The following is a 23,818-nucleotide window of genomic DNA, read 5'->3' on the forward strand; positions in this document are numbered from 1 at the left end:
AATTTGATTCCATGGTTGCGATACGAAAAAGTAATGAAGAGGGACACCGCCGAAAATTTTTGGTTGTTGTCGATGATACGCCGGAGTGTGGGCGCGCTTTAGTTTATGCTGCAAAACGCGCAGCACGTACGGGCGGTGTACTGCTATTGCTCTATGTAATCGCTCCAAGTAATTTTCAACACTGGCTGGGTGTTGAAGACATAATGCGTGAAGAAGCACGTGAAGAAGCTGAAACGACCTTGGCAAAAGCGGCACAAATAGTTCGCTCTGCAGCTCGAACCGAACCAGAGCTTGTTATTCGTGAAGGCAATCGTTCTGACGAGATCATAACGTTGATAGACGACGATGCTGACATCGCCATTCTGGTTCTGGCAGCAGGTACAGCTAAAGAGGGCCCCGGCCCGCTTGTTTCTTCAATTGCGGGTAAATCATCAGGTTCATTCCCGATACCCATAACAATTGTCCCTGGGAATTTGGACGATGAAGCACTTGACGCACTTGCATAAATCGCAGTGAGTAAATCCTCGGATCCTTGATGCAAGCTTAATGCGTCAACCTTGAATAATGATGCATTAGCGGCCCATAGTTATTGATTAGATACATTGCAGTACAGCAATAAGTGCAGTTTGGTAGCTATTAGTATTCCAACTGCCACTTTCGTTTTTGAAAAATGGTGTATATGAGATAATAAAAATTTCTCCGCAATGTTTGCAGGAGAATAACAACGACGACGGATTCAATCGATGTTTATCCAGACCGAAGCGACCCCAAACCCATCAACTTTGAAATTCCTACCCGGACGCATTGTTTTACAAGAGGGTACGTTAGATTTTCGAAGCCCAGAAGAAGCCGCAGTATCGCCGCTTGCCAAGCGCCTGTTCCAAATTGATGGTGTTACCGGAATTTTCTTCGGTCATGACTTTATCACTGTGACGAAAGATGAAACCGATTGGCAACATATGCGCCCCGCTATATTGGGGGCTATTATGGAGCACTTTATGTCCGGTGCGCCTATCTTAGAAGGCGAGCGCGTTGGAGACGATGATTTGGGCGAAGAATTTTTTGCACCTGAAGATCAAGAAATCGTCAACACCATTAAAGAGCTCTTAGAAACCCGCGTGCGCCCGGCTGTTGCACAAGATGGTGGCGATATTACTTTTAGAGGCTTTAAAGAGGGGATTGTTTACCTCACCATGCGTGGCGCATGTGCCGGTTGTCCATCCTCAACCGCAACTCTTGGGCATGGCATTCAAAATCTGATGCGTCATTTTATTCCGGAAGTGCAAGAGGTCAGACAAATTAATTAATAGGCAGTAGTTGCCCTCAATTATAATCCTTTAATATAGGCCAGACTAAAGGGGTAAATCCAATAGCCTGGTCGACAGAAAAGACGTCTAGAGTTACTCCTGTAATATGAAACTACTCGCTATTGATACAGCCCTCAGCGCCTGTGCGGCAGCTGTCTTGACATCTGAAAACGACTCCGAAAACGTCACTTTTCATAGTGAGGATTTGGGGCGGGGACATGCTGAGCATATAATGGGTATGGTTGCCGCTGTTATGGCAGAAGCCTCAACACCATTTACGGCATTGGATCGGGTAGTGGTTAATGTCGGTCCAGGAAGCTTTACAGGCTTAAGGGTAGGCCTTTCTATTGCAAGGGGCTTCGGGCTGGTGCTGGAAAAACCGGTTCTAGGTGTTACCACGCTACAAGCTATCGCACATGAAGCTAGACATGCCGAATTCTGCGAAAAACCACTGCTTGTGGCGATGGATGCAAAAAGAAATGAAATTTTTTGTCAGTTATTTGATGAGTATGGCAATGAGTGCTCGCAGCCGTTTGTGTCAAACTATGATGATATCAAAGAGCATTTAACAAATGGCATTGCTGTCGCAGGCACAGCAGCACAAGAAATCGTAGCGCTTGCCAGTGATGAGCAAAAAATAGTAGCATTACAAATTACAAAAGCATCCATTGAGCACATTGCGAAACTTGGTGCAAGCGCACCTATAAAACAAGAAGCGCCAAAACCTTTATATTTAAGAGCGCCAGATGCAGTGCCAGGCCAAAAAGGCAAAGTACAGCGATTATGAATATGAAGCATTGGTTGATGCGTCCCCCTGTATTTCGAGAGGCACAACCGCAAGATTTAACCAGACTATCAAAAATCCATCAGGCGTGCTTTCCCCATTACTGGAGCACAGCTGAGCTTCAATCCATTTATCAGCAAAAAGGCGTTTTCGTACTTATCGCGAGGCAATCAGGCGCCTTTATTGGAAAATTGACAAGCGGTTTTGTTATTATACGTAGCATTGCCGGTGAAGCCGAGGTTCTGACTATTGCTGTTGATCCCAACTATCAAGGTTTAGGTGTTGGTAGAAAGCTGATGCAGCAAGCGATGTTTCGTTTATACTCGGAACGTGTCGAGACTTTGTTTCTTGAAGTGGATGAAGTTAATCAAACAGCAGTGTCTCTTTACAAGCGCTTGGGATTCAAACAAGTTGGAGAGCGCAAAGGTTATTACGCTGCATCAAAAGGCAGTGGAACAGCACTGGTAATGCAATGCCGCTTGCTGTAAGTGGTACTAAAAGATTCAATTTAATATTTCAGGATCACGTACTGAAGGGTTGAGGGGCTGATGACCGCAGAAAGTGAAACAACCATAATTGAACTGTGTACCCAAAAAGGTATGCGGATGACTGATCAACGCCGTGTAATTGCTGGAGTAATTGAAGCGGCTGAAGATCATCCAGATGTTGAAGAGTTGTATCGGCGGGCCGTTGCTCTGGACCCGAAAATTTCTATTTCGACTGTTTATCGAACAGTGAAGCTGTTTGAAGATGCTGGAATTATTGAGCGTCATGACTTTCGCGATGGCCGTTCACGTTATGAGACCGTTTCAGATGAGCATCACGATCACTTGATCGATCTTCGTACCGGAAATGTTATCGAGTTCCGCAGTGAAGAAATAGAAACTATGCAGGAAGAAGTTGCAGCAAAACTTGGATTTAAACTGGTGGATCACCGTTTGGAGCTCTATGGAGTTCCGCTTGGAGATGAAGACAAAGGCTAAATTTTAATGGCGCGTCTTAGAGCCACAATTGCCATTGCCATTCTAATAATGGTAACTTTATTGCTAATTCTGCCACAATGGCTTGCGACAAAATTTAAGTGGCCACTTCAACGCTATATACCCGTGCTTTGGCATAGGGTTGCGCTTCGCGCATTAGGTGTACGCGTGCGCCAAGTTGGGAATATTGCAAAAAATCGCCCACTTCTGGTTACGTCTAACCATTCATCTTGGCTGGATATTTTATGCATAGGATCAACAGGGCCCCTTAGTTTTGTCGCCAAATCAGAGGTGTCGGGTTGGCCGATTTTTGGCCTCTTCGCTAAATTGCAAAGAACTGTTTTTGTAAATCGCTCTCGCCGCTCCGAAACGGGCAAAGTCGCGAAGGAAATTGCTGAGAGAATGGCTCAAGGCGATGCCATGTTGCTGTTTGCAGAAGGCACCTCATCGAATGGCAATAAAGTGCTACCATTCCGCTCTGCGCTTGTGGGCGCTGTCCATCATGCCATGGATGTTGGTAGGGATGAAGAAAATGCGGCGTATATCCAACCCCTTTCAATTTCGTATACGCATTTTCACGGTCTTCCAATGGGGCGTCATTGGCGGCCAATCGTTGCCTGGTATGGCGATATGGAGCTAGCAAGCCATTTGTGGCACATTTTGAAAGAGGGTGGTATTGATGTCACATTGCATTGGGGTGAGCCTATCCTTCTAGATCAAGGGGCAAGTCGCAAGGCAATTACCGCCAGGCTTGAGCAAGAAGTTCGGCAAATGACAGCGAATGCATTGCTTAATTGTCCTGTTTTGGCCGACGACCGCAGTTTGGTCTAAATTGCAAACTAATCAATCACGACTAAAGCTTCTCTTTAAGGAAAAAATAGCTTAAAGCTGGCTGCGTAAAACTCTTCGCCGAGCAGCAGTAGCAAAATGTGCGCAAAGGGCGCTGCCAATGTCAGTGCTTGAGGAACCGATGGAACAAAAACTAGAAGATCAGAATACAAAAATGAACAGTGAGAAGACACCTGACGCTCTTAAGGGAAAAGCCGATAAAAAGGTCTTTATAAAAACCTATGGCTGTCAAATGAATGTCTATGATTCTGATCGTATGAATGACGCACTGACAACAGATGGTTACATCCCGACCGATACGCCCGAAGATGCTGATCTGGTTATTCTTAATACGTGCCATATTCGTGAAAAGGCGGCCGAAAAGGTTTATTCTGAGCTTGGCCGAATTCGAAAAATAAAAGACAGCAGAGCCAACGCTGGCAAAAAGACGATGGTGAGTGTTGCAGGTTGTGTCGCGCAGGCTGAAGGTGCGGAAATATCCAAGCGCGCACCGGTTGTTGATCTAGTTGTTGGTCCCCAAAGTTACCATCGTTTACCAGAGTTACTAGGTAAGGCTGCTGGTGGTGAAAAAGTGGTTGAAACTGAATTTGATATTCAGGAGAAGTTCAAACACTTGGCAACCCCTTCAAAAGAAGCGGTTAGAAAACGGGGCGTAACAGCTTTTTTAACTGTTCAGGAAGGCTGCGATAAGTTCTGTACGTTCTGTGTGGTTCCCTATACGCGCGGTGCGGAAGTCTCCCGCAGTGTGGACCAAATCGTAGGTGAAGCACAAAGGTTGGCTGCCGCTGGGGTGCGCGAAGTTACTTTGCTTGGCCAAAATGTCAATGGTTGGCACGGGCAAGGAAGCGATGGTCGTGAATGGGGGCTTGGCGAGCTGCTATTCAAACTCGCAGAAGTAGATGGTATTGATCGCCTGCGCTACACCACTTCTCACCCACGTGATATGGACGACGCACTTATAGCCGCACACCGTGATCTCGATATTTTGATGCCCTACTTGCACTTGCCAGTTCAATCTGGTTCAGATGCAATTCTTAAAGCGATGAACCGGAAACACACGAGAGATGATTACTTCCGCTTGATTGATCGTATACGTGAAGTACGCTCAGATATTGCGCTCTCTGGTGATTTCATTGTTGGTTTTCCTGGTGAGACCGACAAAGACTTTCGCGATACGATGGATTTGATCGAAAAGGTAACATACGGCTCTGCATTTTCTTTCAAATATAGTCCGCGTCCGGGTACTCCGGGTGCAACGCTTGAGAACCAGGTTGATGAAGATGTAAAATCGGAGCGCTTGGCAGAGCTTCAAGCTCTTCTGGCAAGCCAGCAAGCAGCATTTAATCACTCGCTCACAGGGCAGAAAATTAATGTTCTGTTTGAAAAAGGAGGCCGCCAGCAAGGGCAGCTTTCAGGGCGTTCCCCGTGGCTACAGCCTGTGCATGTAGAAGCGCCAAGCGAGTTGTACGGCGAATTTGCCGAGGTCGAAATCCTCGCGGCAACAGCAAATAGCTTGCAAGGTAAACTGATACAAAACTAGGCACTCTTAGTATTGAGAAAAATAGCATCTGTGGTAGTTATTGGTGGTCTTGACGTTTTGAACGCTCATATAACTAAATATAGTTGTCTTGTGTTTTCGGCCACCTACACCACGGAGGTTCTGTTTGAAGGGTAGCCCTCAGTCGAAGTCCCAATCTGGGGCTTTAAATAAGCCGGTCGCAGCATCTGATTTAATGCATGTTGTACTGGCTTTCGATGATAATCGCCTAATCGGCGATTTGTTTGGTCAGTTTGATCAAAACCTTGCCCTTATCGAGCAGCGCTTAGGGGTGGATGCCGTCGCTAGAGGCAATCAAGTGACGCTCCGCGGAGCAAAGGCTGCTTGCGAACAGGCCCGAATAACGCTCGAAAGCCTGTATGACCGTCTTCAAAAGGGTCACGAGGTACATCCAGGTGATGTAGATGGTGCCATTCGTATGGCTGAAACGGCAGAGGCCCAGAAACCTGAGCCAAAGGTTGAACCGCAATCTCGTATGGCCTTTGCCCAAATCACGACAAGGCGAAAAACACTTGTTGCCCGTACTGCTTCGCAAGATGCCTACATACGAGCAATGGACCGCGCAGATTTGACCTTTGGTGTTGGGCCGGCAGGGACCGGTAAAACATTTTTGGCGGTAGCCTATGCGGCAGCTTTGCTGGAAAAGGGGCAAATTGATCGCATGATTTTGTCGCGCCCTGCCGTTGAAGCAGGCGAGCGCCTTGGTTTCTTGCCAGGTGACATGAAAGATAAAGTCGACCCGTATTTGCGGCCGCTTTACGATGGTTTGAACGAAATGCTTTCACCCGAGAAGCTAGAGCGAGGGCTGGAAAGCGGAGTTATTGAAGTTGCGCCGCTTGCATTTATGCGCGGGCGTACGCTTTCCAATGCTGTTGTTATTCTAGATGAAGCGCAAAACACCACCTCCATGCAAATGAAGATGTTTCTAACGCGCTTGGGCGAAAATTCTAAAATGATCGTAACAGGTGATCCATCGCAGGTGGATTTGCCACGTGGCCAAGTTTCTGGACTTAAAGAGGCTTTGCGCTTACTCACTGGTATCGAAGGTGTGTCACGAATTGATTTCACCGAAAGCGATGTTGTTCGGCACGAGTTGGTTGCGCGAATAGTCCACGCTTATGATGAAGATGGTCGTCAGCGTAGCGAGCGGCGAATGATACAACAAACTCTACAAAATCAATTGCATAAAGAGTCAGCCGATATCGAGGCAAACCGAGAAGAAGTCTCTATCGATGAGTGAGCCTGTATGCCCGGTTCATATTGATGTAACCATAGAAGAAGATAGTTGGCCGCAAGAGGAAGAGCTGCTTGTCTTGGCCCAAAAAGCATTTGCACAAGCATTTTTGGTTGCTGACTTGCCAATAGCACCGGCCTCGGAAGTATCGCTGGTATTCACGAATGATGAGAATATACGCGTTTTAAACCGGCAGTGGCGTGAAAAAGATAAACCAACCAATGTCCTATCCTTTCCAGGGGATGAAGGTGATACGCTGCCATTTGGGCCGCTTTTAGGCGATATCGTAATTGCTTGGGAGACTGTACAGCGCGAATCTAGGGAAATGGCTATTCCTTTTTTACACCATCTTACCCATTTAATGATTCACGGGCTATTACATTTATTTGATTATGATCACATGACAAGCGAGGAGGCCGAGGAAATGGAGCAAGAAGAGCGTATTATTCTCGCGGCTCTTGAAATTCCAGATCCCTATAAAGATATGCCTTTACATATCGATGAGTAAACTCACCTGCCCGCAATCCGGGATGGAGTGAAACAGGAAAACAATGAACGCTTCAGAACCACGAAGTACCGATGGGAGTACAAGCTCCCCAACAACAAGCCCCGTTGAAAATCCGGATTTGCACGAAACTGCAAGCGAGGAGGCTGAAAGCTCAGCCCTGGCAACGAAAGCATCATGGGGTGTGTTGTCGAAAATTAATCCTTTTAAAATAATTCGTAAAAGTGCGAGTGCATCATTACGAGCTGATTTACAAGATGAATTGGCGCGCGATAGTGAGGGCTCGGAGGCGGCATTTTCCGCAACAGAAAAAGAATTGCTCACGAATATTCTTCAACTAAGAGAATCTCGTGTGGAAGATGTTATGATCCCGAGAGCGGATATCATTGCTGTTGAGGATGATGCGGCTCTACATAGGGTGCTATCGCTGTTTCAATCCTCGGGTCACTCTAGAATGCCGGTTTATCATGATAATCTGGACGACCCGCGCGGTATGGTGCACATAAAAGACTTGATGTCTTACTTCTCTAAAGAAGCCGAGCGTGTTGATAATAACGAAACTCCCAAACTAAGTGAAAAGAGAAAAAGCGCTAAGGATGATAGCCCGGTAAGCGCTATGGACTTCTCTTGTCTTGACCTATCCACCCCGTTAACTGCAACAGGTCTAATCCGGCCATTGCATTTTGTTCCGCCCTCGATGTCCTCTTTGGATTTAATGAATAAAATGCAGGTTACTAGGGTGCAAATGGCACTTGTAATTGATGAGTATGGCGGTACAGATGGCCTCGTCTCCCTGGAAGATATTGTTGAAACTGTTGTTGGCAATATTGAGGATGAGCACGATAAAGATGAAGAGGAAATGATTACGCCGGTAGGCGAGGGGATTTGGAGTGTTGATCCGCGTATCGACCTTGAAGATTTGGAGCAGCAACTGATGACAAACTTTAAGGTTGTCGAAGAAGCTGATGAAGTCGATACATTGGGCGGGCTACTATTCACATTATTAGATAGAGTACCGGTACGCGGTGAGTTGATATGTAATAAAAAGCTGCCGGCCTTTGAGTTTGAAGTGGTTGATGCTGATCCGCGCAGAATAAAAAGGCTACGCGTGTATCGACGTCGTGCCGATCAGCGTGGGAGTGCAACGCGCAATCGTACGCGTCGGCCTGAGGCTGCAGAGTAATAAAACCAAATTAGTTTTAATAGTTAAGGTAATTGGTAGGTGGAGGGGCTATGGGATTCGGAATAACCCTGGCAGATAAATGGGCACGCCCACTGGTATTGTCATGGGGTGTGCGGCGTCTCGCTTTGGCAGCATTAATGGGTGCCTTATCCGCTTTGGCGTTTCCACCCTTTGGCCTTTTTCCGGTTTTGTGGTTAACGCTTCCCTCTTACCTTTGGTTGTTGGATAGCGCTTACTCAGGGACGCGAGGCAAGTTGGGCCGGCGTTGGCTGAATTTCTTTTATGTATCATTAGCATTTTCGACGGCTTTATTTGTAGCCTCTCTTTGGTGGATAGCCGAAGCATTCCTTGTCGAGGCAGATAAATATGCTTGGATGATACCGCTTGCCGTATTGGGCTTGCCGCTCGTTCTGGCTCTTATTCCAGCCATAATAACAGCGAGCATAAGTTTTCTGTGGCGTTTGAACGCGTCAAGATTTTTTGTCTTTATAATTGCGCTGGCTCTCGCTGATTTTGCAAGAGCGACCCTTTTTACTGGTTTTCCGTGGAATTTATGGTCTGCTGTATTTGCAGAAAATGTCTATCTACTTCAATTTTTGTCTATAGGCGGTACTTATAGTTTAAGTGCGTTAGTCCTATTTATTTTTTCAGCTCCAGCTGCCTTCATCAATGTGGTGCCCTACAAAGCAAAGCTTATAAATTACTGCGCCCTTGCATCTCTTATTGCTCTTTGGGGGTTTGGTTATTCGCGCGTAACAAGCACTGGCGATATAGTGGAGCTTCCTGTTGAAATAACCGTTATCCAGCCCAATATCGCGCAAAAGGATAAGTGGGCACCAGCGATGCGCGATAAGCTTTTGCCGCTATATCTCGAACTTACTCAAAAGGCGCTGTTAAGTACGGACCCAAAACAAAAGCAAGTTGTTATTTGGCCAGAATCTGTTTTTCCTTTTGTTCTTACACAAACTCCGGAGGCCCTACAAAAAATAGCGAAAACCCTGCCCCCAAATGCTGTTTTGGTTGCTGGTGCCATACGAGTCCAGCGTAATGAGAATACTGTGAGATATTACAACTCTGTATATGCGCTTGATACAGATGCTAATATAATTGATGTTTATGATAAAGTTCATCTGGTTCCGTTTGGCGAATACTTACCCTATGGAAACTTTCTTACATCTCTAGGTGTAAAAAAACTGGTGAGCTTACCAGAAGATTTTTCGCCCGGATTAAGCTACCGTCCTATAAAACTCAGCGGCGATTTAAGTTTTCAACCACTTGTTTGCTACGAAGCGATTTTCCCTGAAACGCGCCTAAATGTGACACAAAGACCAGATTTTATAGCAAACCTGACTAATGATGCATGGTTTGGTAGCAGTGCTGGCCCCTATCAACACTTGTCACTTGCGAAAATGCGTGCCGTAGAGCAAGGTATCCCCCTTGTTCGTGCGGCAAATACCGGTATATCTGCTGCGATAGATATACATGGAAATATCCTAGAGAAACTAGAAGTGGAAACGAGGGGTTTCTTCACAGTGCATCCAGTGAAATACAATGGAGCGACATTATATGCACGTTGGGGTAATTACATTTTTGGGGTTGTTATTCTAGGTTTTGTTAGTTTCCTATTGGTAATTGAGGGTCTATTACCTACGCGCAGAGATTGACGAACGCCAAGAAATATCGTCAAGATATGCAAGCTAGGAGTTTACGTAGGGGACGATACTGTTTGCACTGCATCTGCAAGTAGTCGCCAAGCCTTGCTTGTGAATAAAAGTGCGCCTTGCTAGTGCACTTATAGATAAAAACAAGGACCCGAACGGTCTGTAACCTGCTTTCGGCTAGCAACCGTAAGAACCTTAAGAAGAGGGCCAAGCGTAATGCCCAGCAAAAAAGCACCGAATCCCATCGACATCCATGTTGGTAGCAGGGTCCGCCTGCGCCGAATGATGTTAGGCATGAGCCAAGAAAAGCTAGGTGAGAGTCTAGGAATTACTTTCCAGCAAATCCAGAAGTACGAAAAAGGTACCAATCGCATCGGTGCAAGCCGTTTGCAGCATATTGCCACCATACTCAAAGTACCGGTTGCCTTTTTCTTTGAAGATGCGCCAGGCTCACCCGAAAGTGTGCAAGGTGTTAGTGACAATCCACAAACCAGCTATGTGGTTGACTTCCTGTCATCATCCGATGGCTTAGCCCTGAATAAAGCCTTTGTAAGGATTGAAGATCCGAAGGTTAGAAAAAAGGTTGTTGAGCTAGTACGTAGCATAGCAGGCGACTCCGATTAAAAAATCGTAGCCCCTAACTTTCTGAGATTGGGCTTGACGTATCCGCAAAACCTTGGTTGATGTAGGTCGAAGCGGCGGCAATCCGTCGCTTCATTCTATTATCTTCCCAGAAGGACGTTTGCCCATGGCTCGTCAAAATTATGAATTCACTTCAGAATCCGTTTCTGAAGGTCATCCCGATAAGGTTTGCGATCGCGTATCGGATTCGATCGTTGATGCATTCCTCTCTGAAATGCCTGAAGCGCGCGTTGCCTGTGAAACTCTGGCAACAACAAATCGCTTGGTAATCGCTGGCGAAACGCGGGGTCCAGCAACGCTCTCAAAAGAGTACCTAGCCCATATAGCCCGCATGGCCGTGAAAGATATTGGCTATGAACAAGAGGGCTTTCATTGGAAAGACATGGACATTGAGGTTCTGCTTCACGACCAGTCTATCGACATTGCTCAAGGTGTTGACGCCACTTCCAATAAGGATGAAGGGGCAGGGGATCAGGGCATAATGTTCGGATACGCTTGCCGCGAAACTCCTGAATTGATGCCTGCGCCAATTTTGTATTCCCACAAAATTTTACGTCTTCTGGCTGAGGCGCGTAAATCCGGTCGTGAGCCGACGCTGGGTCCAGATGCAAAAAGTCAGGTTACGGTTCGCTATGAAAACGGCAAACCGGTTGGTGTGAGCTCTATTGTGTTGTCCACACAGCACCTTGATGAGACTATGACCTCGCAAGATGTTCGTGAGGTGGTGGAGCCGTATATCCGCGCAGCATTGCCAGCCGATTGGATTACCCCCTCGACGATTTGGCACATCAATCCGACAGGTAAGTTCGTTATCGGTGGTCCTGATGGCGATTGCGGGTTAACGGGCCGCAAAATCATAGTTGATACATATGGTGGTGCAGCACCGCATGGCGGCGGAGCATTTTCTGGGAAAGATCCAACAAAAGTGGATCGCTCGGCAGCTTATGCTGCGCGCTATTTGGCGAAAAATGTTGTTGCTGCGGATCTGGCTGATCGTTGTACCATTCAGCTGTCCTATGCAATCGGCATAGCAGAGCCGCAATCCGTGTTTGTGGACTTGCACGGAACCGGTAAAGTCGAGGCCCGCTCTGTAGAAGCCGCTCTGCGTGAAGTCATGAGTTTGACACCCCGTGGTATTCGCGAGCATTTGAGCCTCAATAAGCCAATATATGCCCGCACTGCAGCTTATGGGCACTTTGGCCGCGATTCAGAGCTAGATGGCGGCTTTTCGTGGGAGCGGTTAGACTTGGTGCATGCCCTACGCGATGTTGTGCAAAAAGAGTTTGCTTAGCCGTTTAAATCTCAAGTAATTTCTATTAAGGAACTATCTGAGTAATGAAAAAACCGCGCACTGATAAAGTGAACAGCTTTTCGGGGCGCGGTTTGTAGATGTAAACAAGGCACTGGTGACTTTGCCTTGTCGTAAATTAGGAAGATTGGGCTGCTGCGTGGCCCTGTGAAAGAGAATGACGGACCATTATAAAGGATCCTTTTTCGGTCGCCGCGTTGGTAAACCACTAAGCACCCGCCAAACTCAATTGTTGGAAGAGTTTTATCCGACCATCACCCCTGATATGTCAAAACCGTGTCCGCAAGACATAAAAAGCCTTTTTAGGGCGGATGTATCACAGGTATGTCTTGAAATCGGTTTCGGTGGCAGTGAGCACTTCATTCATCGCGCCAAAGAAAATCCCCATATCGGTTTTATTGGTGTTGAGCCTTTCCAAAGTGGTTTGGTAAAGGGAATATCCAATGTCTATGACAATCAGCTACAAAATGCATTGATCTACGATGATGATGCGGTCAACTTATTAGATTGGTTGCCTGAAGCATCTTTAGACATGGTTTATCAGCTCTACCCAGACCCGTGGCCGAAAAAGAAACACTGGAAGCGCCGTTTTGTGAACCAGAAAAACCTAACGCGTATAGCGAGGGCGCTAAAGCCAAATCAGCAATATCGATTTGCGAGTGATATTGATACATATGTTGATTGGACGCTTTCTCACTGTCGCCAACACCCGCTATTTGAATGGACTGCGCAGTGTGCGGATGATTGGCGTAAACCATGGGCTAATTGGCCGGGCACAAGATATGAGCGCAAAGCGCACAAAGAAGGTCGAATAGGGCGATATCTTACCTTCCGTAGGATTTAGTTCCTTGTGCGAAAGCTGTGCATATAGCCCCGATTAAACACGGTGAATGTTTTTTGTTGCAAACCTCTGCGAAAAGGCTATATTGCCATCCAATAAATCTCTGTTGGCTCGGTAGAGCGTTGGGAGAGTGGGCCGCAAACCGGACCCGCTCTTTTTTATTACCTAAAGCCAGTGGACCACGTTCCATTGAATTTGACGGTTCATTTTTGATGGCGCGCTTCATAATAAACGGCGTGAGTTTGAGGCTTATCAAGTATTCTCAGCTCTGTGAAAAAGGGTCAAGGTCGGGTAGTTACCCAAATGGCCATTCGGTAAGGTGAAAAGTGGACGTAAACGATCCAAGAATTGTTAAGGAACAAGGGTTAGAGGCCCGTGTCGCACAAATTGTAGAGCCAGTTGTCGAAGACTTGGGCTATCGATTGGTGCGTATCCAGATCAATGGCAACAATGGCTGCACACTGCAAATTATGGCAGAGCGCCCGGACGGCACGATGGGTGTCGAGGATTGTGAACAAATCTCAAACGCTGTATCACCTGCGCTGGATGTGGATGATCCCATCTCCGGAGCGTATCATTTGGAAATCTCTTCCCCCGGTATCGATAGGCCTTTGGTGCGCTCTGGCGACTTTACCCGCTGGGCTGGTCATGAAGTGAAAATTGAAATGCGTGTGGCCCAATTGGGCCGTAAGCGCTATCGCGGTCGTATAGTTGGTGCTGAAAATAATACTGCCCAATTACGGTTGAGCGATGTTGCGACTGGACAAAGTGATCTGGTGGAACTGCCAATTAACGAAATGGGATCGGCAAGACTTATCCTTACGGATGATCTGATAGATGCAGCGCTCAAAGCTGATAAAGCGGCGCGTGCGGCACGAGGCGAACCCGTAGACGACGACAACTATTATAAGCATTAGGTTACTCGAACTACAAGATATTGAGTAACTTGTCGGAACAATGGTAGCGCCAAGGTTAGGGGTGGCGCATACAAGGAGTTGATGAGACATGGCTATCAGCGCTAACAGGCTTGAACTGCTGCAGATTGCAGATGCTGTTGCTCGTGAAAAGTCGATTGACCGCGGTATCGTCATAGCAGCGCTTGAAGATGCGATTCAAAAGGCGGCGCGTTCACGCTACGGAACTGAGGCGGAAATCCGGGCGGAAATTAATCCTAAAACGGGTGAAATTTGTTTGCAGCGCTTGTTGCAGGTCGTTGAGGTAGTCGAAAACTACTCCACCGAAGTTGCCTTTGTAGATGCCAAAGAGCAAAACCCGCATATCGAGCTGGGCGACTTCATGCCAGAGACGTTGCCACCGTTAGATTTTGGCCGTATTGCTGCCCAGTCTGCTAAGCAGGTTATTGTGCAAAAAGTACGGGAAGCCGAGCGCGACCAGCAGTACGATGAGTTCAAAGATCGTGTCGGCGAAATCATCAATGCGGTTGTGAAGCGTGTCGAGTACGGCAATGTTGTTGTTGATACCGGTAAGGGCGAGGCCATTGTGCGTCGCGATGAGCTTATCCCGCGTGAAGTGTTCCGCAATGGAGACCGTATTCGGGCGCTTATTTATGATGTGCGCCGAGAGCAAAGAGGTCCACAGGTTTTCCTCTCTCGTACACACCCCCAATTTATGGCAAAACTGTTTTCTCAGGAAGTGCCGGAAATCTATGATGGTGTGATCCAAATTAAAGCTGTGGCGCGTGATCCAGGCTCCCGTGCGAAGATTGCTGTGGTTTCGACAGACAGTTCTATCGATCCGGTAGGTGCCTGCGTTGGTATGCGTGGTTCTCGTGTTCAGGCTGTAGTGGGCGAGCTCCAAGGCGAGAAGATTGATATCATTCCTTGGAGTGAAGAGCCGGCAACCTTTATTGTAAACGCGCTGCAACCGGCAGAAGTTGCTAAAGTTGTATTGGATGACGACTCTGAGCGCATCGAAGTTGTTGTTCCAAACGATCAGCTTTCATTGGCTATCGGCCGCCGTGGCCAAAATGTTCGTTTGGCTTCCCAGCTAACCGGTTGGGGCATCGATATTATGACGGAGCAAGAAGAATCCGAACGTCGCTTGAAAGAATTCCAAGAGCGCTCGGTACTGTTCCAAGAAGCTCTAAACGTTGATGAAACTGTAAGCCAGCTGTTAGCATCAGAGGGTTTTGATACGATTGAAGAAGTCGCATATGTTGAGCTTGGCGAGATTGCTTCAATCGAAGGTTTCGATGATGATACAGCGCAAGAGATTCAAGCGCGCGCTCGCGATTATCTGCAGGAGTTGGAAGACAAGTTAACTGCAGAGCGCCAGGAATTGGGTGTTGCCGATGAGCTTGCCGAGCTTAGCGGTTTGACAACAGCCATGTTGGTTGCCCTCGGTAAAGACGATGTCAAAACCATGGAAGATCTTGCAGGCTGCTCTACAGATGATCTTGTTGGTTACACTGAGCGCAAAAAGAATGAGACGATTAAAGTCGAAGGGGCATTAAGTCGCTTCAATCTATCTCGTGAAGAAGCGGAAGGCATCGTAATGCGCGCACGCGTTGCTGCCGGATGGATAGATGAAGCCGATTTATATCAGCCTGAGGACGAAGAGTCGCAAGAAGACGCCGAATTTGATGCAGATGCGGTTGACGTGGACGAAGATTTGGCGCAAGACAACGCTGCAGAAGAAGCTGAAAGCCCAAAGGCTGAGTAAATAGGCTTCAAGTAGTGTCGAATTTTATATCCAAGCTGGATCCAAGCGATTGGGTACAGCTTGGATTAAACATGGTAATGACGGGAGCTTGTCGAAGAGCGTGCCAAGAAAAAACGAACCGACTGAGCGCACATGTGCAGTAACACGAGAAGTGAAGCCGGTTGAACAGCTCGTCAGATTTGTATTGGCACCCGACGGTAGCGTTGTTGCTGATGTGAAAAAAATACTTCCTGGGCGGGGAGTATGGGTCACAGCAAAGCGATCAAAAGTCGAAGAGGCAATAAAACGTAATGTTTTTGCCCGTGGCTTTAAGGAGCAGGTAATAGCTGAAGAAGGTTTGGCCGACCAACTGGATTATATGCTGGAGCAAATGGCATTGGCAGCAATGTCGTTGAGCCGTAAAGCTGGAGATCTTTCTACCGGTTTTACTAAGGTTGAAGCAGCGCTTCGATCTGAGCAGGTTTTAGCTCTGGTACATGCCACTGATGCCTCTGAAGATGGCACAAAAAAATTGGCGGCTATTGCCGCTTCTGTAAACAGCAAGACGAATTTGCAAGGTGTGATTCGTCTTTTTACCTCGGCCCAAATGAGTTTGTCATTAGGGCGGGCAAACGTGATACATGCTGCACTGCTGCCGGGTCAGGCGGGAAGAAACTTCTGGGCGCAAGCACAAAGGCTTGCGAAGTATCGAGAAGTTCCATTACCGCAAGAGTTGATCAAGGCAAAGGGTGCAGTAGCGCAGGACTAAAGGCAATATGAGCGATAGCAAAAACACAAATGACAAACCTACCGGCGGGGAAAGAAAAACGCTGGGATTGAAGCCCGGGAGCGTTGAAAAAGGCACCGTAAAGCAGAGCTTCTCCCACGGCCGCTCGAAGGCTGTCGTTGTGGAAAAGAAAAAGCGACGTGTTGTTGTCCCCGGTCAAGAAGGGGCTTCTACAACATCGTCCGGCTCTGCGGCTTCAAGCACACGTGGCGAGAAGCGGAACGAACAGCGACGCCCGCAAGAAAATCGCCGTTCTGAAGGGGGCGGTCAACGCCGTTCAGATGGCAACCGCAACGGTAATCGTAATAATAATCGCCGCGGTAATAACAATCAGTCTGCGTCCGCTCAAAAAACATTGAGTAAAGCCGAAGCAGATGCGCGTTTAGAAGCGCTGCGTATGGCTCAGGTACGTGAAGTCGAAGATGCCAAGCGCCGCGCAGACGAAGCTAAGCGCCAAGAGGCACTTGCAAAACAACGTGCTGAAGAAGCTGCAAAAGCAAAACAGGAAGAAGAAGCGCGCCAAAAGAAAGAAGCAGAAGAAGCTGCAAAGGCTAAGGCAGCCGCCGAAGCTAAGGCGAAAGAGCAAAGTGCTGCTGCTGAAAAGCAGGCTGCTGCTCCTGAAACTGCGAAAGCTGCGCCAACACAAGCGGAAAAAGCTCCTCGTCGCGAAGGTGACAGAGGTCAGCGCCGCGATGGCGAGCGTGGTCCCCGCCGTGAAGGTGATAGAGGCCCCCGCCGTGATGGTGATCGTGGTCCACGTCGTGAAGGTGATAGAGGTCCCCGCCGTGAAGGTGATCGCGGCCCACGTCCTGCAGGCGAAAGAGGTCCACGTCGTGAAGGTGATCGTGGCCCACGTCCAGGTGGTGATCGTGGTCCGCGCCGTGAAGGAGATCGTGGTCCGCGTCCAGCAGGTGCCCGACCTCCACGTCCAGGTGGTAATGATCGCCCAATGCGTGATGGCAAGCCACCGCGTTTGGATGGACCTGCTCGTGGCGGTGCACGTCCAGGCGGTCGTCCTATGGCCGAAGCTGCTGTTCCAGTTCCTAATGAGCTTGAAGGCGCAAAGCGTGGCCTGAAGCCGGCTGCAAAGCCAGCGAAAAAGGTACAAGCTGCACCAAAAACACCAGGTCGTAACACTGGTGATGATCGTCGCCGTTCAAACAAGCTGACGATTGCACGCGCAACCAGCGATGAGGGTGAGCGCAGCCGTTCGCTCGCTTCAATGCGTCGTCGCCGCGAAAAAGAAAAACGTGCCGGCCAACAAACCGTTCAGCGCGAGAAGATTTCACGCGAAGTAACAATTCCTGAAGCAATTACCATTCAGGAATTGGCTAACCGTATGACTGAACGTGCGGTCGATGTGATCAAACTGCTCATGAAGCAGGGTCAGATGATGAAAATCAACGATATCCTTGATGCGGATACCGCTGAACTGATCGCTGTAGAAATGGGTCACACTGTTAAGCGTGTTTCTGAAGCGGATGTTGAAGAAGGCGTCTTTGACATTGAAGACGATGAAAGCAACCTGCAGTCGCGTCCTCCGGTTGTTACCATCATGGGTCACGTTGACCACGGTAAAACATCCTTGCTTGATGCTCTGCGTAAGGCAAATGTAGCATCTGGCGAAGCTGGCGGTATTACCCAGCACATCGGTGCCTATCAGGTAGAACAGAACGGTCAGAAAGTGACCTTCATTGATACGCCAGGCCACGCTGCATTTACTCAAATGCGTGCTCGTGGTGCCAAGGCAACCGATATCGTGATCTTGGTTGTTGCCGCGGATGATGGTGTCATGCCGCAAACCCGCGAAGCAATTCAACACGCTAAAGCTGCGGATGTTCCGATTATCATTGCGATCAACAAAATGGATAAGCCAGGTGCCGATCCATCCCGTGTACGCAACGATCTTCTACGTGAGGAAATCGTTGTCGAGAGCATGGGCGGTGATGTGATCGACGTGGAAGTTTCTGCAAAACAGGGCACAAACCTCGATAAGTTGATCGAGATGGTTCTGTTGCAATCAGAAGTTCTTGAACTGCGTGCAAATCCGGATCGTGTTGCCGAAGGTACCGTTATCGAAGCGAAACTCGACAAGGGTCGCGGTCCTGTTGCCACCATTTTGGTGCAAAAGGGTACGTTGCGTGTTGGTGATATCGTTGTTGCAGGTTCCGAATGGGGCCGTGTCCGTGCGCTACTCGATGAAAACGGCAAACAGGTAAAAGAGGCTGGTCCTTCCAAACCTGTTGAGGTTCTTGGCTTCCAGGCAACACCAGCTGCGGGTGACCGTGTGGCTGTTGTTGAAAGTGAAGCACGTGCCCGCGAAATTTCCGAGTACCGTCACCGTCAGCTGCGTGACAAGATGGCAGCCCGCGTTGCTTCTTCACGCTCTTCACTTGAAGCCATGATGAAAGGCTTGAAGGAAGATGGCCGCAAAGACTTTGCGCTCATCGTTAAAGCCGACGTACAAGGCTCTGCTGAAGCAATTGCTTCTTCCTTGGAAGAACTTGGCAACGATGAAGTCGGTGCACGCGTCATTGCTTCCGGTGTTGGCGGTATCACAGAAAGCGACATCACGCTGGCTGTTGCGTCTAAAGCGCCAATCATGGCCTTTAACGTTCGTGCCAACAAGCAGGCACAAGAAGCTGCCCGCCGCGAAGGTGTCGAAATCCGCTACTACAGCGTGATTTACGATCTGCTCGACGACGTGAAGTCCACCATGTCCGGCATGTTGGCACCAGAGCGCCGCGAAACCTTCTTGGGTTACGCCGACATTAAAGAAATCTTCAACATCACCAAAGTGGGCCGTGTTGCCGGTTGTTTGGTTACCGAAGGTGTGGTGCAGCGCGGTGCACAGGTTCGCTTGCTGCGTGATAACGTGGTTATCCACGAAGGTGAACTGGGTACACTCAAGCGCTTCAAAGACGAAGTTAAAGAAGTTGAATCTGGCGTTGAATGCGGCATGAACTTCACCAACTACAAAGACATGCGTGTTGGAGATGTGATTGAATGCTTCCAGGTAGAAGAGATCGCCCGTTCTCTCTAACTGATGCACCAGAATGGAAATAACATTGCGCCGGTACGGGTCCCCGTGCCGGCGCCTTTGCTGAGAAAAGAAAATGGCAAGACCTCACGATGAATTTGCAGGCCAGCCCTCACAGCGCCAGCTGCGCGTGGGCGAGCTTGTGCGTAAAGAACTCTCCGACATCCTAAGTCGAGGCCAGTTGGTAGACCCCGATCTGGACCGCGTGATTGTCACCATTCCCGAAGTGCGCATGTCACCAGATTTGCGTTGGGCTACCGTTATGGTGATGCCATTGGGCGGTGAGAATATCGATACGATATTAACGGCTCTAAAGCGGCACACAAAGTACCTGCGCGGCCAGATTTCGCGCCGGGTTAAAATGAAATACGCTTGTGATTTCCGCTTTGTGGCAGATACCCGCTTTGACGACGACGACCGCATTAACAACCTGCTGGCCACACCATTGGTGAAGCAGGATGTTGAAGCTGACGAAGATAACGATAATACCGACGAACAGTAGGGCGAGGTTGCATGGCGCGACAACAGCGACGCAGAACACGCTATCCTGTCAACGGCTGGCTAGTGCTGGATAAACCTTTGAGCATGAGCTCGAATGACGCACTGGGCCAGCTAAAGCGGATTTTTCACCCCGAAAAAGTAGGTCATGCGGGTACCCTTGACCCACTCGCTAGCGGTTGCTTGCCAATTGCGTTCGGGGAAGCCACCAAAACCGTTCCCTATGTGATGGACGGGCGTAAAGTTTATCGCTTTGAGGTGACGTGGGGGATACAAACCAACACCGATGATGCGGAAGGTGAAGTAATCACCACGAGCGATGTGCGCCCGAATGAAAAAAGTATTCGCGAAGTGCTGCCAGAGTTTGTAGGTACAATCATGCAGCGCCCCCCAGCTTTTTCTGCCATTAAAATAGATGGTAATCGCGCCTATGATTTGGCCCGTGGCGGGGAGCTGGTAGAAATTGAAGCCCGTCCGATCGAGGTGCACCGTCTTGATCTGGTTAGTATGCCAGATGAAAATAAAGCCGTTTTCGAGGCTGAATGTGGCAAAGGCACCTATGTGCGTGCACTGGCACGTGATTTGGGCGAGCGGCTAGGTACTTGTGGTTATGTAACAGACCTGCGCCGGCTGCTTGTTGGCCCGTTTGGTGAGGCCGATATGGTCACGCTGGATGATTTGAAGGAAATTTCCGAAGACTACGATGGGGAAAATCCGCTGGAAAAACCGGAGTTGATGGATACAATCCTACCCGTAGAAACGGCCTTGTATCAGTTGGGCTCGGTGGTTATTACCAGCGATGCAGCTGCAAAGGTAAAACGCGGAAACGCCATTATCTTGAAAGGGGCGGGCGCACCAATTGGTCCCGAAGAGATTTACGTGGTTGCGGGCGGTAAGCTTCTTGCTTTTGGTGAGGTTGCACAGGGAAAATTCCAGCCAAAACGCGTCTTCAACATCTCTTAAAAACCGCAGAACGACTAAATGTGAGTCGTTTCCACTGGTTTTTTAGTTCGTTTTGCGGCATAGTCCCGCCGTATGGGCACTCTGCCCTTATCTTCGCTTGTCAGACCATGCTGGACGACATCTCGGCATGGCCCAGACAATGCGACGCTTAAGCCAGCTTAAGCACAAACAAAGCAGCCGATGCTGCGCAACAAAAAGGAAAAACCGATGTCGATTACTCCTGAGCGTAAAGCTGAGTTAATTAAAGAATTCGCAACCAAAGAAGGTGACACAGGTTCCCCTGAAGTACAGGTTGCTATCTTGACACACCGCATCACTGTTCTGACTGAACACTTCAAAGGTCACAAAAAAGACAACCACTCACGTCGTGGTCTTTTGAAGATGGTTAGCCAGCGTCGTAAGCTTCTTGACTTCTTGAAAGGCAAAGAAGAAGCACGCTATCAGGACCTGATTAAGCGTCTTGGCATTCGTCGCTAAGGATTCTTTAAACGCGGTAGAGCAATCTGCCGCGTTTTATGCTTTAACGCTCAAGATGATAAGGCCATCAGCGGGCCGCAAAAAGCACGATTGCAAGTAGTTTTATTGAAGAACTTCTTGCTGTCTTGCTTTTGTGTTGTGCAACCAGTCGGGTTGGCACACAGGATACAGACTGAAAAGAGTGCTTCTTACTGTAAACGCACGGGCCAATGGGCTTGGGTAGACAGATAGAGGCATAAGTATGTCAGCTTGCAAGCAAATGAGTGCATGCAAGCGAATGTAGGATAGAGATATGTTTGATATTCATCGCGTGGAAGTAGACTGGGCTGGCCGGCCATTAACCCTTGAAACTGGTAAGGTCGCACGTCAGGCCGATGGCGCGGTTATCGCCACTTATGGCGAAACTAAAGTGCTGGCAACCGTTGTTTCAGCAAAAGACGCAAAGCCAGGTCAGGACTTCTTCCCGCTTACTGTTAATTACCAGGAAAAGGCATACGCTGCTGGCCGCATTCCAGGCGGTTTCTTCAAGCGCGAAGGTCGTCCTTCAGAACATGAAACATTAACATCCCGCCTGATTGACCGTCCGATTCGCCCATTGTTCGTTGATGGCTATAAGAACGAGACACAAGTTATCTTGACTGTTCTGAGCCACGATCTGGAAAACGCTCCAGATATCTTGGCAATGGTTGCAGCTTCTGCAGCTCTTACCATCTCAGGTGTTCCGTTCATGGGCCCAATTGGTGGCGCGCGCGTTGCTTACATCAACGATGAGTATGTGCTCAACCCAACTGTTGACCAAATGGAAGACACCAAGCTCGACTTGGTTGTGGCTGGTACCAGCGATGCTGTGTTGATGGTAGAATCCGAAGCACAGGAACTTTCTGAAGAAGTAATGCTGGGTGCGGTTGTCTTTGGTCAAGCTGGTTTCCAACCGGTTATTGATGCCATCATCAAGCTGGCTGAAACTGCTGCGAAAGAGCCACGTGAACTGAACCTGCCAGATCATTCTGATCTGTTTGCAAAGGTGAAAGAAATTGCCGCTGAAGAGCTTGGCGCAGCTTACACCATCATGCAAAAGACAGAGCGTAAAAACGCTGTTGATGCTGTAAAGGCCAAGGTCGTTGAAGCGCTGGTCACAGGTGAAGAAGGTGCTCCTGAAGCAACTGTTGTTGGTGATCTCTTCAAAAAGCTGGAAGCTGAAATCGTTCGTGGCCGTATCTTGGACACAGGTTCTCGTATCGATGGCCGTGATCTGCAAACAGTTCGCCAGATTGTTTCCGAAGTTGGCATTTTGCCACGCGCTCACGGTTCCTCCCTGTTCACACGTGGTGAAACTCAGGGCCTCGTTGTTGCGACATTGGGTACAGGTGAAGACGAGCAGTTCATTGACCTGCTGGAAGGCACCAAAAAAGAATCGTTCATGCTGCATTATAACTTCCCTCCATACTCTGTAGGTGAAGCTGGCCGCATCGGTTCCCCTGGTCGTCGCGAAATCGGTCATGGTAAACTGGCATGGCGTGCGGTTCACCCAATGCTGCCTGCACACCACGACTTCCCATATACATTGCGCGTGGTTTCTGAAATTACAGAATCAAATGGTTCTTCTTCCATGGCAACCGTTTGTGGTACCTCACTATCCTTGATGGATGCAGGTGTGCCATTGAAATCACCTGTTGCTGGTATAGCAATGGGCCTGATTAAAGAAGGCGAGCGTTTTGCAGTTCTCTCCGATATCCTTGGCGACGAAGATCACCTTGGCGATATGGACTTTAAAGTAGCCGGCTCTGAAAACGGTATCACAGCACTGCAAATGGACATCAAGATCGACGGTATCACCGAAGAGATCATGAAGGTTGCGCTTGAGCAGGCAAAAGGTGGCCGTATTCACATTCTTGGTGAAATGTCAAAAGCAATCACCGAAGCACGCTCCGAACTTGGTGAGCACGCGCCGCGCATTGAAGTCATCCAGATCCCTGTGGATAAAATTCGCGAAGTTATCGGCTCCGGCGGTAAAGTTATCCGCGAAATCGTTGAAAAAACCGGCGCAAAAATCAACATCGAAGATGATGGTACGGTTAAAGTTGCTTCCAGCGATGGTAAGGCAATTAAAGCAGCCCTCAACTGGATCAACTCCATTGCAGCTGAGCCTGAAGTTGGTGTGATCTACGAAGGCACAGTTGTGAAGACTGTAGACTTCGGCGCATTCGTTAACTTCTTCGGCGCACGTGACGGTTTGGTACACATTTCCCAGCTGGCACCACGCAAAGTTGCCAAGGTAACTGATGTTGTTAAAGAGGGCGAGAAAGTCTTCGTTAAGCTCATGGGCTTCGATGAGCGCGGCAAAGTTCGCCTTTCCATGAAAGTGGTCGATCAGGAAACCGGTAAGGAAATTCCTAAAGACGAAGACAAAGCATAATATCAATGCAAAGTCTTTAGAATTAAGGTCAGCGCTTCGGTGCTGGCCTTTTTTGTTTCCACCCCACAATAAAAATGCCTGATCTGATTTGCCAATAGTTCTATGCAATTACCACAGTGTGTT

Annotated in this window: 22 protein-coding genes; all 22 read left to right on the top strand. The window is 48.5% G+C overall.

The window, feature by feature from the left end; all coding sequences use genetic code 11:
• Positions 1-11: 11 nt before the first annotated feature.
• Complete coding sequence (locus AYK67_RS08130; RefSeq protein ID WP_068084728.1) at positions 12-506, top strand: universal stress protein; 495 nt, start codon at positions 12-14, stop codon at positions 504-506.
• A 237-nt stretch (positions 507-743) separates the two neighbouring features.
• Positions 744-1,307, top strand: a complete 564-nt coding sequence (locus AYK67_RS08135; protein WP_068084730.1) for a NifU family protein — start codon at positions 744-746, stop codon at positions 1,305-1,307.
• 106 nt (positions 1,308-1,413) lie between these two features.
• Positions 1,414-2,094 (top strand): tRNA (adenosine(37)-N6)-threonylcarbamoyltransferase complex dimerization subunit type 1 TsaB, encoded by a 681-nt coding sequence (tsaB, locus tag AYK67_RS08140; RefSeq protein ID WP_068084732.1) that lies wholly within the window; start codon positions 1,414-1,416, stop codon positions 2,092-2,094.
• On the top strand, positions 2,091-2,579 hold the full coding sequence (gene rimI / locus AYK67_RS08145) for a ribosomal protein S18-alanine N-acetyltransferase (RefSeq protein WP_208976240.1): 489 nt from the start codon (positions 2,091-2,093) through the stop codon (positions 2,577-2,579). Before tsaB ends, rimI begins: the two co-directional genes overlap by 4 nt.
• 60 nt (positions 2,580-2,639) lie before the next feature.
• Positions 2,640-3,074: a Fur family transcriptional regulator gene (locus tag AYK67_RS08150; RefSeq protein ID WP_068084733.1), complete on the top strand. Its 435-nt coding sequence runs from the start codon at positions 2,640-2,642 to the stop codon at positions 3,072-3,074.
• A gap of 6 nt (positions 3,075-3,080) precedes the next feature.
• Positions 3,081-3,902, top strand: a complete 822-nt coding sequence (olsA, locus tag AYK67_RS08155; RefSeq protein WP_068084736.1) for a lyso-ornithine lipid O-acyltransferase — start codon at positions 3,081-3,083, stop codon at positions 3,900-3,902.
• 172 nt (positions 3,903-4,074) lie between these two features.
• Complete coding sequence (gene miaB, locus AYK67_RS08160; protein WP_173645109.1) at positions 4,075-5,460, top strand: tRNA (N6-isopentenyl adenosine(37)-C2)-methylthiotransferase MiaB; 1,386 nt, start codon at positions 4,075-4,077, stop codon at positions 5,458-5,460.
• Between the two features lie 193 nt (positions 5,461-5,653).
• Positions 5,654-6,718: a PhoH family protein gene (locus AYK67_RS08165; protein WP_068084738.1), complete on the top strand. Its 1,065-nt coding sequence runs from the start codon at positions 5,654-5,656 to the stop codon at positions 6,716-6,718.
• Positions 6,711-7,220 carry an rRNA maturation RNase YbeY gene (gene ybeY, locus AYK67_RS08170; RefSeq protein WP_068084739.1) on the top strand — a complete coding sequence of 170 codons (510 nt, stop codon included), beginning with the start codon at positions 6,711-6,713 and terminating at the stop codon, positions 7,218-7,220. The genes AYK67_RS08165 and ybeY overlap by 8 nt, the downstream gene beginning before the upstream one ends.
• A gap of 43 nt (positions 7,221-7,263) precedes the next feature.
• Positions 7,264-8,400, top strand: coding sequence for a transporter associated domain-containing protein (locus tag AYK67_RS08175; protein ID WP_068084741.1), 1,137 nt, complete (start codon positions 7,264-7,266; stop codon positions 8,398-8,400).
• 50 nt (positions 8,401-8,450) lie between these two features.
• Positions 8,451-10,064 (top strand): apolipoprotein N-acyltransferase, encoded by a 1,614-nt coding sequence (gene lnt, locus AYK67_RS08180; protein WP_068084744.1) that lies wholly within the window; start codon positions 8,451-8,453, stop codon positions 10,062-10,064.
• 213 nt (positions 10,065-10,277) lie between these two features.
• Positions 10,278-10,685, top strand: coding sequence for a helix-turn-helix domain-containing protein (locus AYK67_RS08185; RefSeq protein WP_068084747.1), 408 nt, complete (start codon positions 10,278-10,280; stop codon positions 10,683-10,685).
• 124 nt (positions 10,686-10,809) lie between these two features.
• A complete protein-coding gene (gene metK, locus AYK67_RS08190) occupies positions 10,810-11,994 on the top strand; it encodes a methionine adenosyltransferase (protein ID WP_068084750.1) in 1,185 nt (394 codons plus the stop codon).
• A gap of 175 nt (positions 11,995-12,169) precedes the next feature.
• Positions 12,170-12,856, top strand: a complete 687-nt coding sequence (gene trmB / locus AYK67_RS08195) for a tRNA (guanine(46)-N(7))-methyltransferase TrmB (protein ID WP_068084751.1) — start codon at positions 12,170-12,172, stop codon at positions 12,854-12,856.
• 323 nt (positions 12,857-13,179) lie between these two features.
• Positions 13,180-13,770 carry a ribosome maturation factor RimP gene (rimP, locus tag AYK67_RS08200; RefSeq protein WP_068084754.1) on the top strand — a complete coding sequence of 197 codons (591 nt, stop codon included), beginning with the start codon at positions 13,180-13,182 and terminating at the stop codon, positions 13,768-13,770.
• Positions 13,771-13,858: 88 nt separating this feature from the next.
• The gene (gene nusA, locus AYK67_RS08205; protein WP_068084757.1) at positions 13,859-15,535 is read left to right on the top strand and encodes a transcription termination factor NusA; all 1,677 of its coding nucleotides are present in this window, start codon (positions 13,859-13,861) and stop codon (positions 15,533-15,535) included.
• An 88-nt stretch (positions 15,536-15,623) separates the two neighbouring features.
• The gene (locus AYK67_RS08210; protein ID WP_208976241.1) at positions 15,624-16,283 is read left to right on the top strand and encodes an RNA-binding protein; all 660 of its coding nucleotides are present in this window, start codon (positions 15,624-15,626) and stop codon (positions 16,281-16,283) included.
• 7 nt (positions 16,284-16,290) lie between these two features.
• Positions 16,291-19,344: a translation initiation factor IF-2 gene (infB, locus tag AYK67_RS08215; RefSeq protein ID WP_068084760.1), complete on the top strand. Its 3,054-nt coding sequence runs from the start codon at positions 16,291-16,293 to the stop codon at positions 19,342-19,344.
• A 73-nt stretch (positions 19,345-19,417) separates the two neighbouring features.
• Positions 19,418-19,843, top strand: coding sequence for a 30S ribosome-binding factor RbfA (rbfA, locus tag AYK67_RS08220; RefSeq protein WP_068084762.1), 426 nt, complete (start codon positions 19,418-19,420; stop codon positions 19,841-19,843).
• Between the two features lie 11 nt (positions 19,844-19,854).
• A complete protein-coding gene (gene truB / locus AYK67_RS08225; protein WP_068084764.1) occupies positions 19,855-20,802 on the top strand; it encodes a tRNA pseudouridine(55) synthase TruB in 948 nt (315 codons plus the stop codon).
• A gap of 207 nt (positions 20,803-21,009) precedes the next feature.
• Positions 21,010-21,279, top strand: coding sequence for a 30S ribosomal protein S15 (rpsO, locus tag AYK67_RS08230; RefSeq protein WP_068085358.1), 270 nt, complete (start codon positions 21,010-21,012; stop codon positions 21,277-21,279).
• A 292-nt stretch (positions 21,280-21,571) separates the two neighbouring features.
• On the top strand, positions 21,572-23,695 hold the full coding sequence (gene pnp, locus AYK67_RS08235; RefSeq protein WP_068084767.1) for a polyribonucleotide nucleotidyltransferase: 2,124 nt from the start codon (positions 21,572-21,574) through the stop codon (positions 23,693-23,695).
• Positions 23,696-23,818 lie beyond the last annotated feature (123 nt).

Source organism: Polycladidibacter stylochi (assembly GCF_001562055.1).
GTDB lineage: Bacteria > Pseudomonadota > Alphaproteobacteria > Rhizobiales > Stappiaceae > Pseudovibrio > Pseudovibrio stylochi.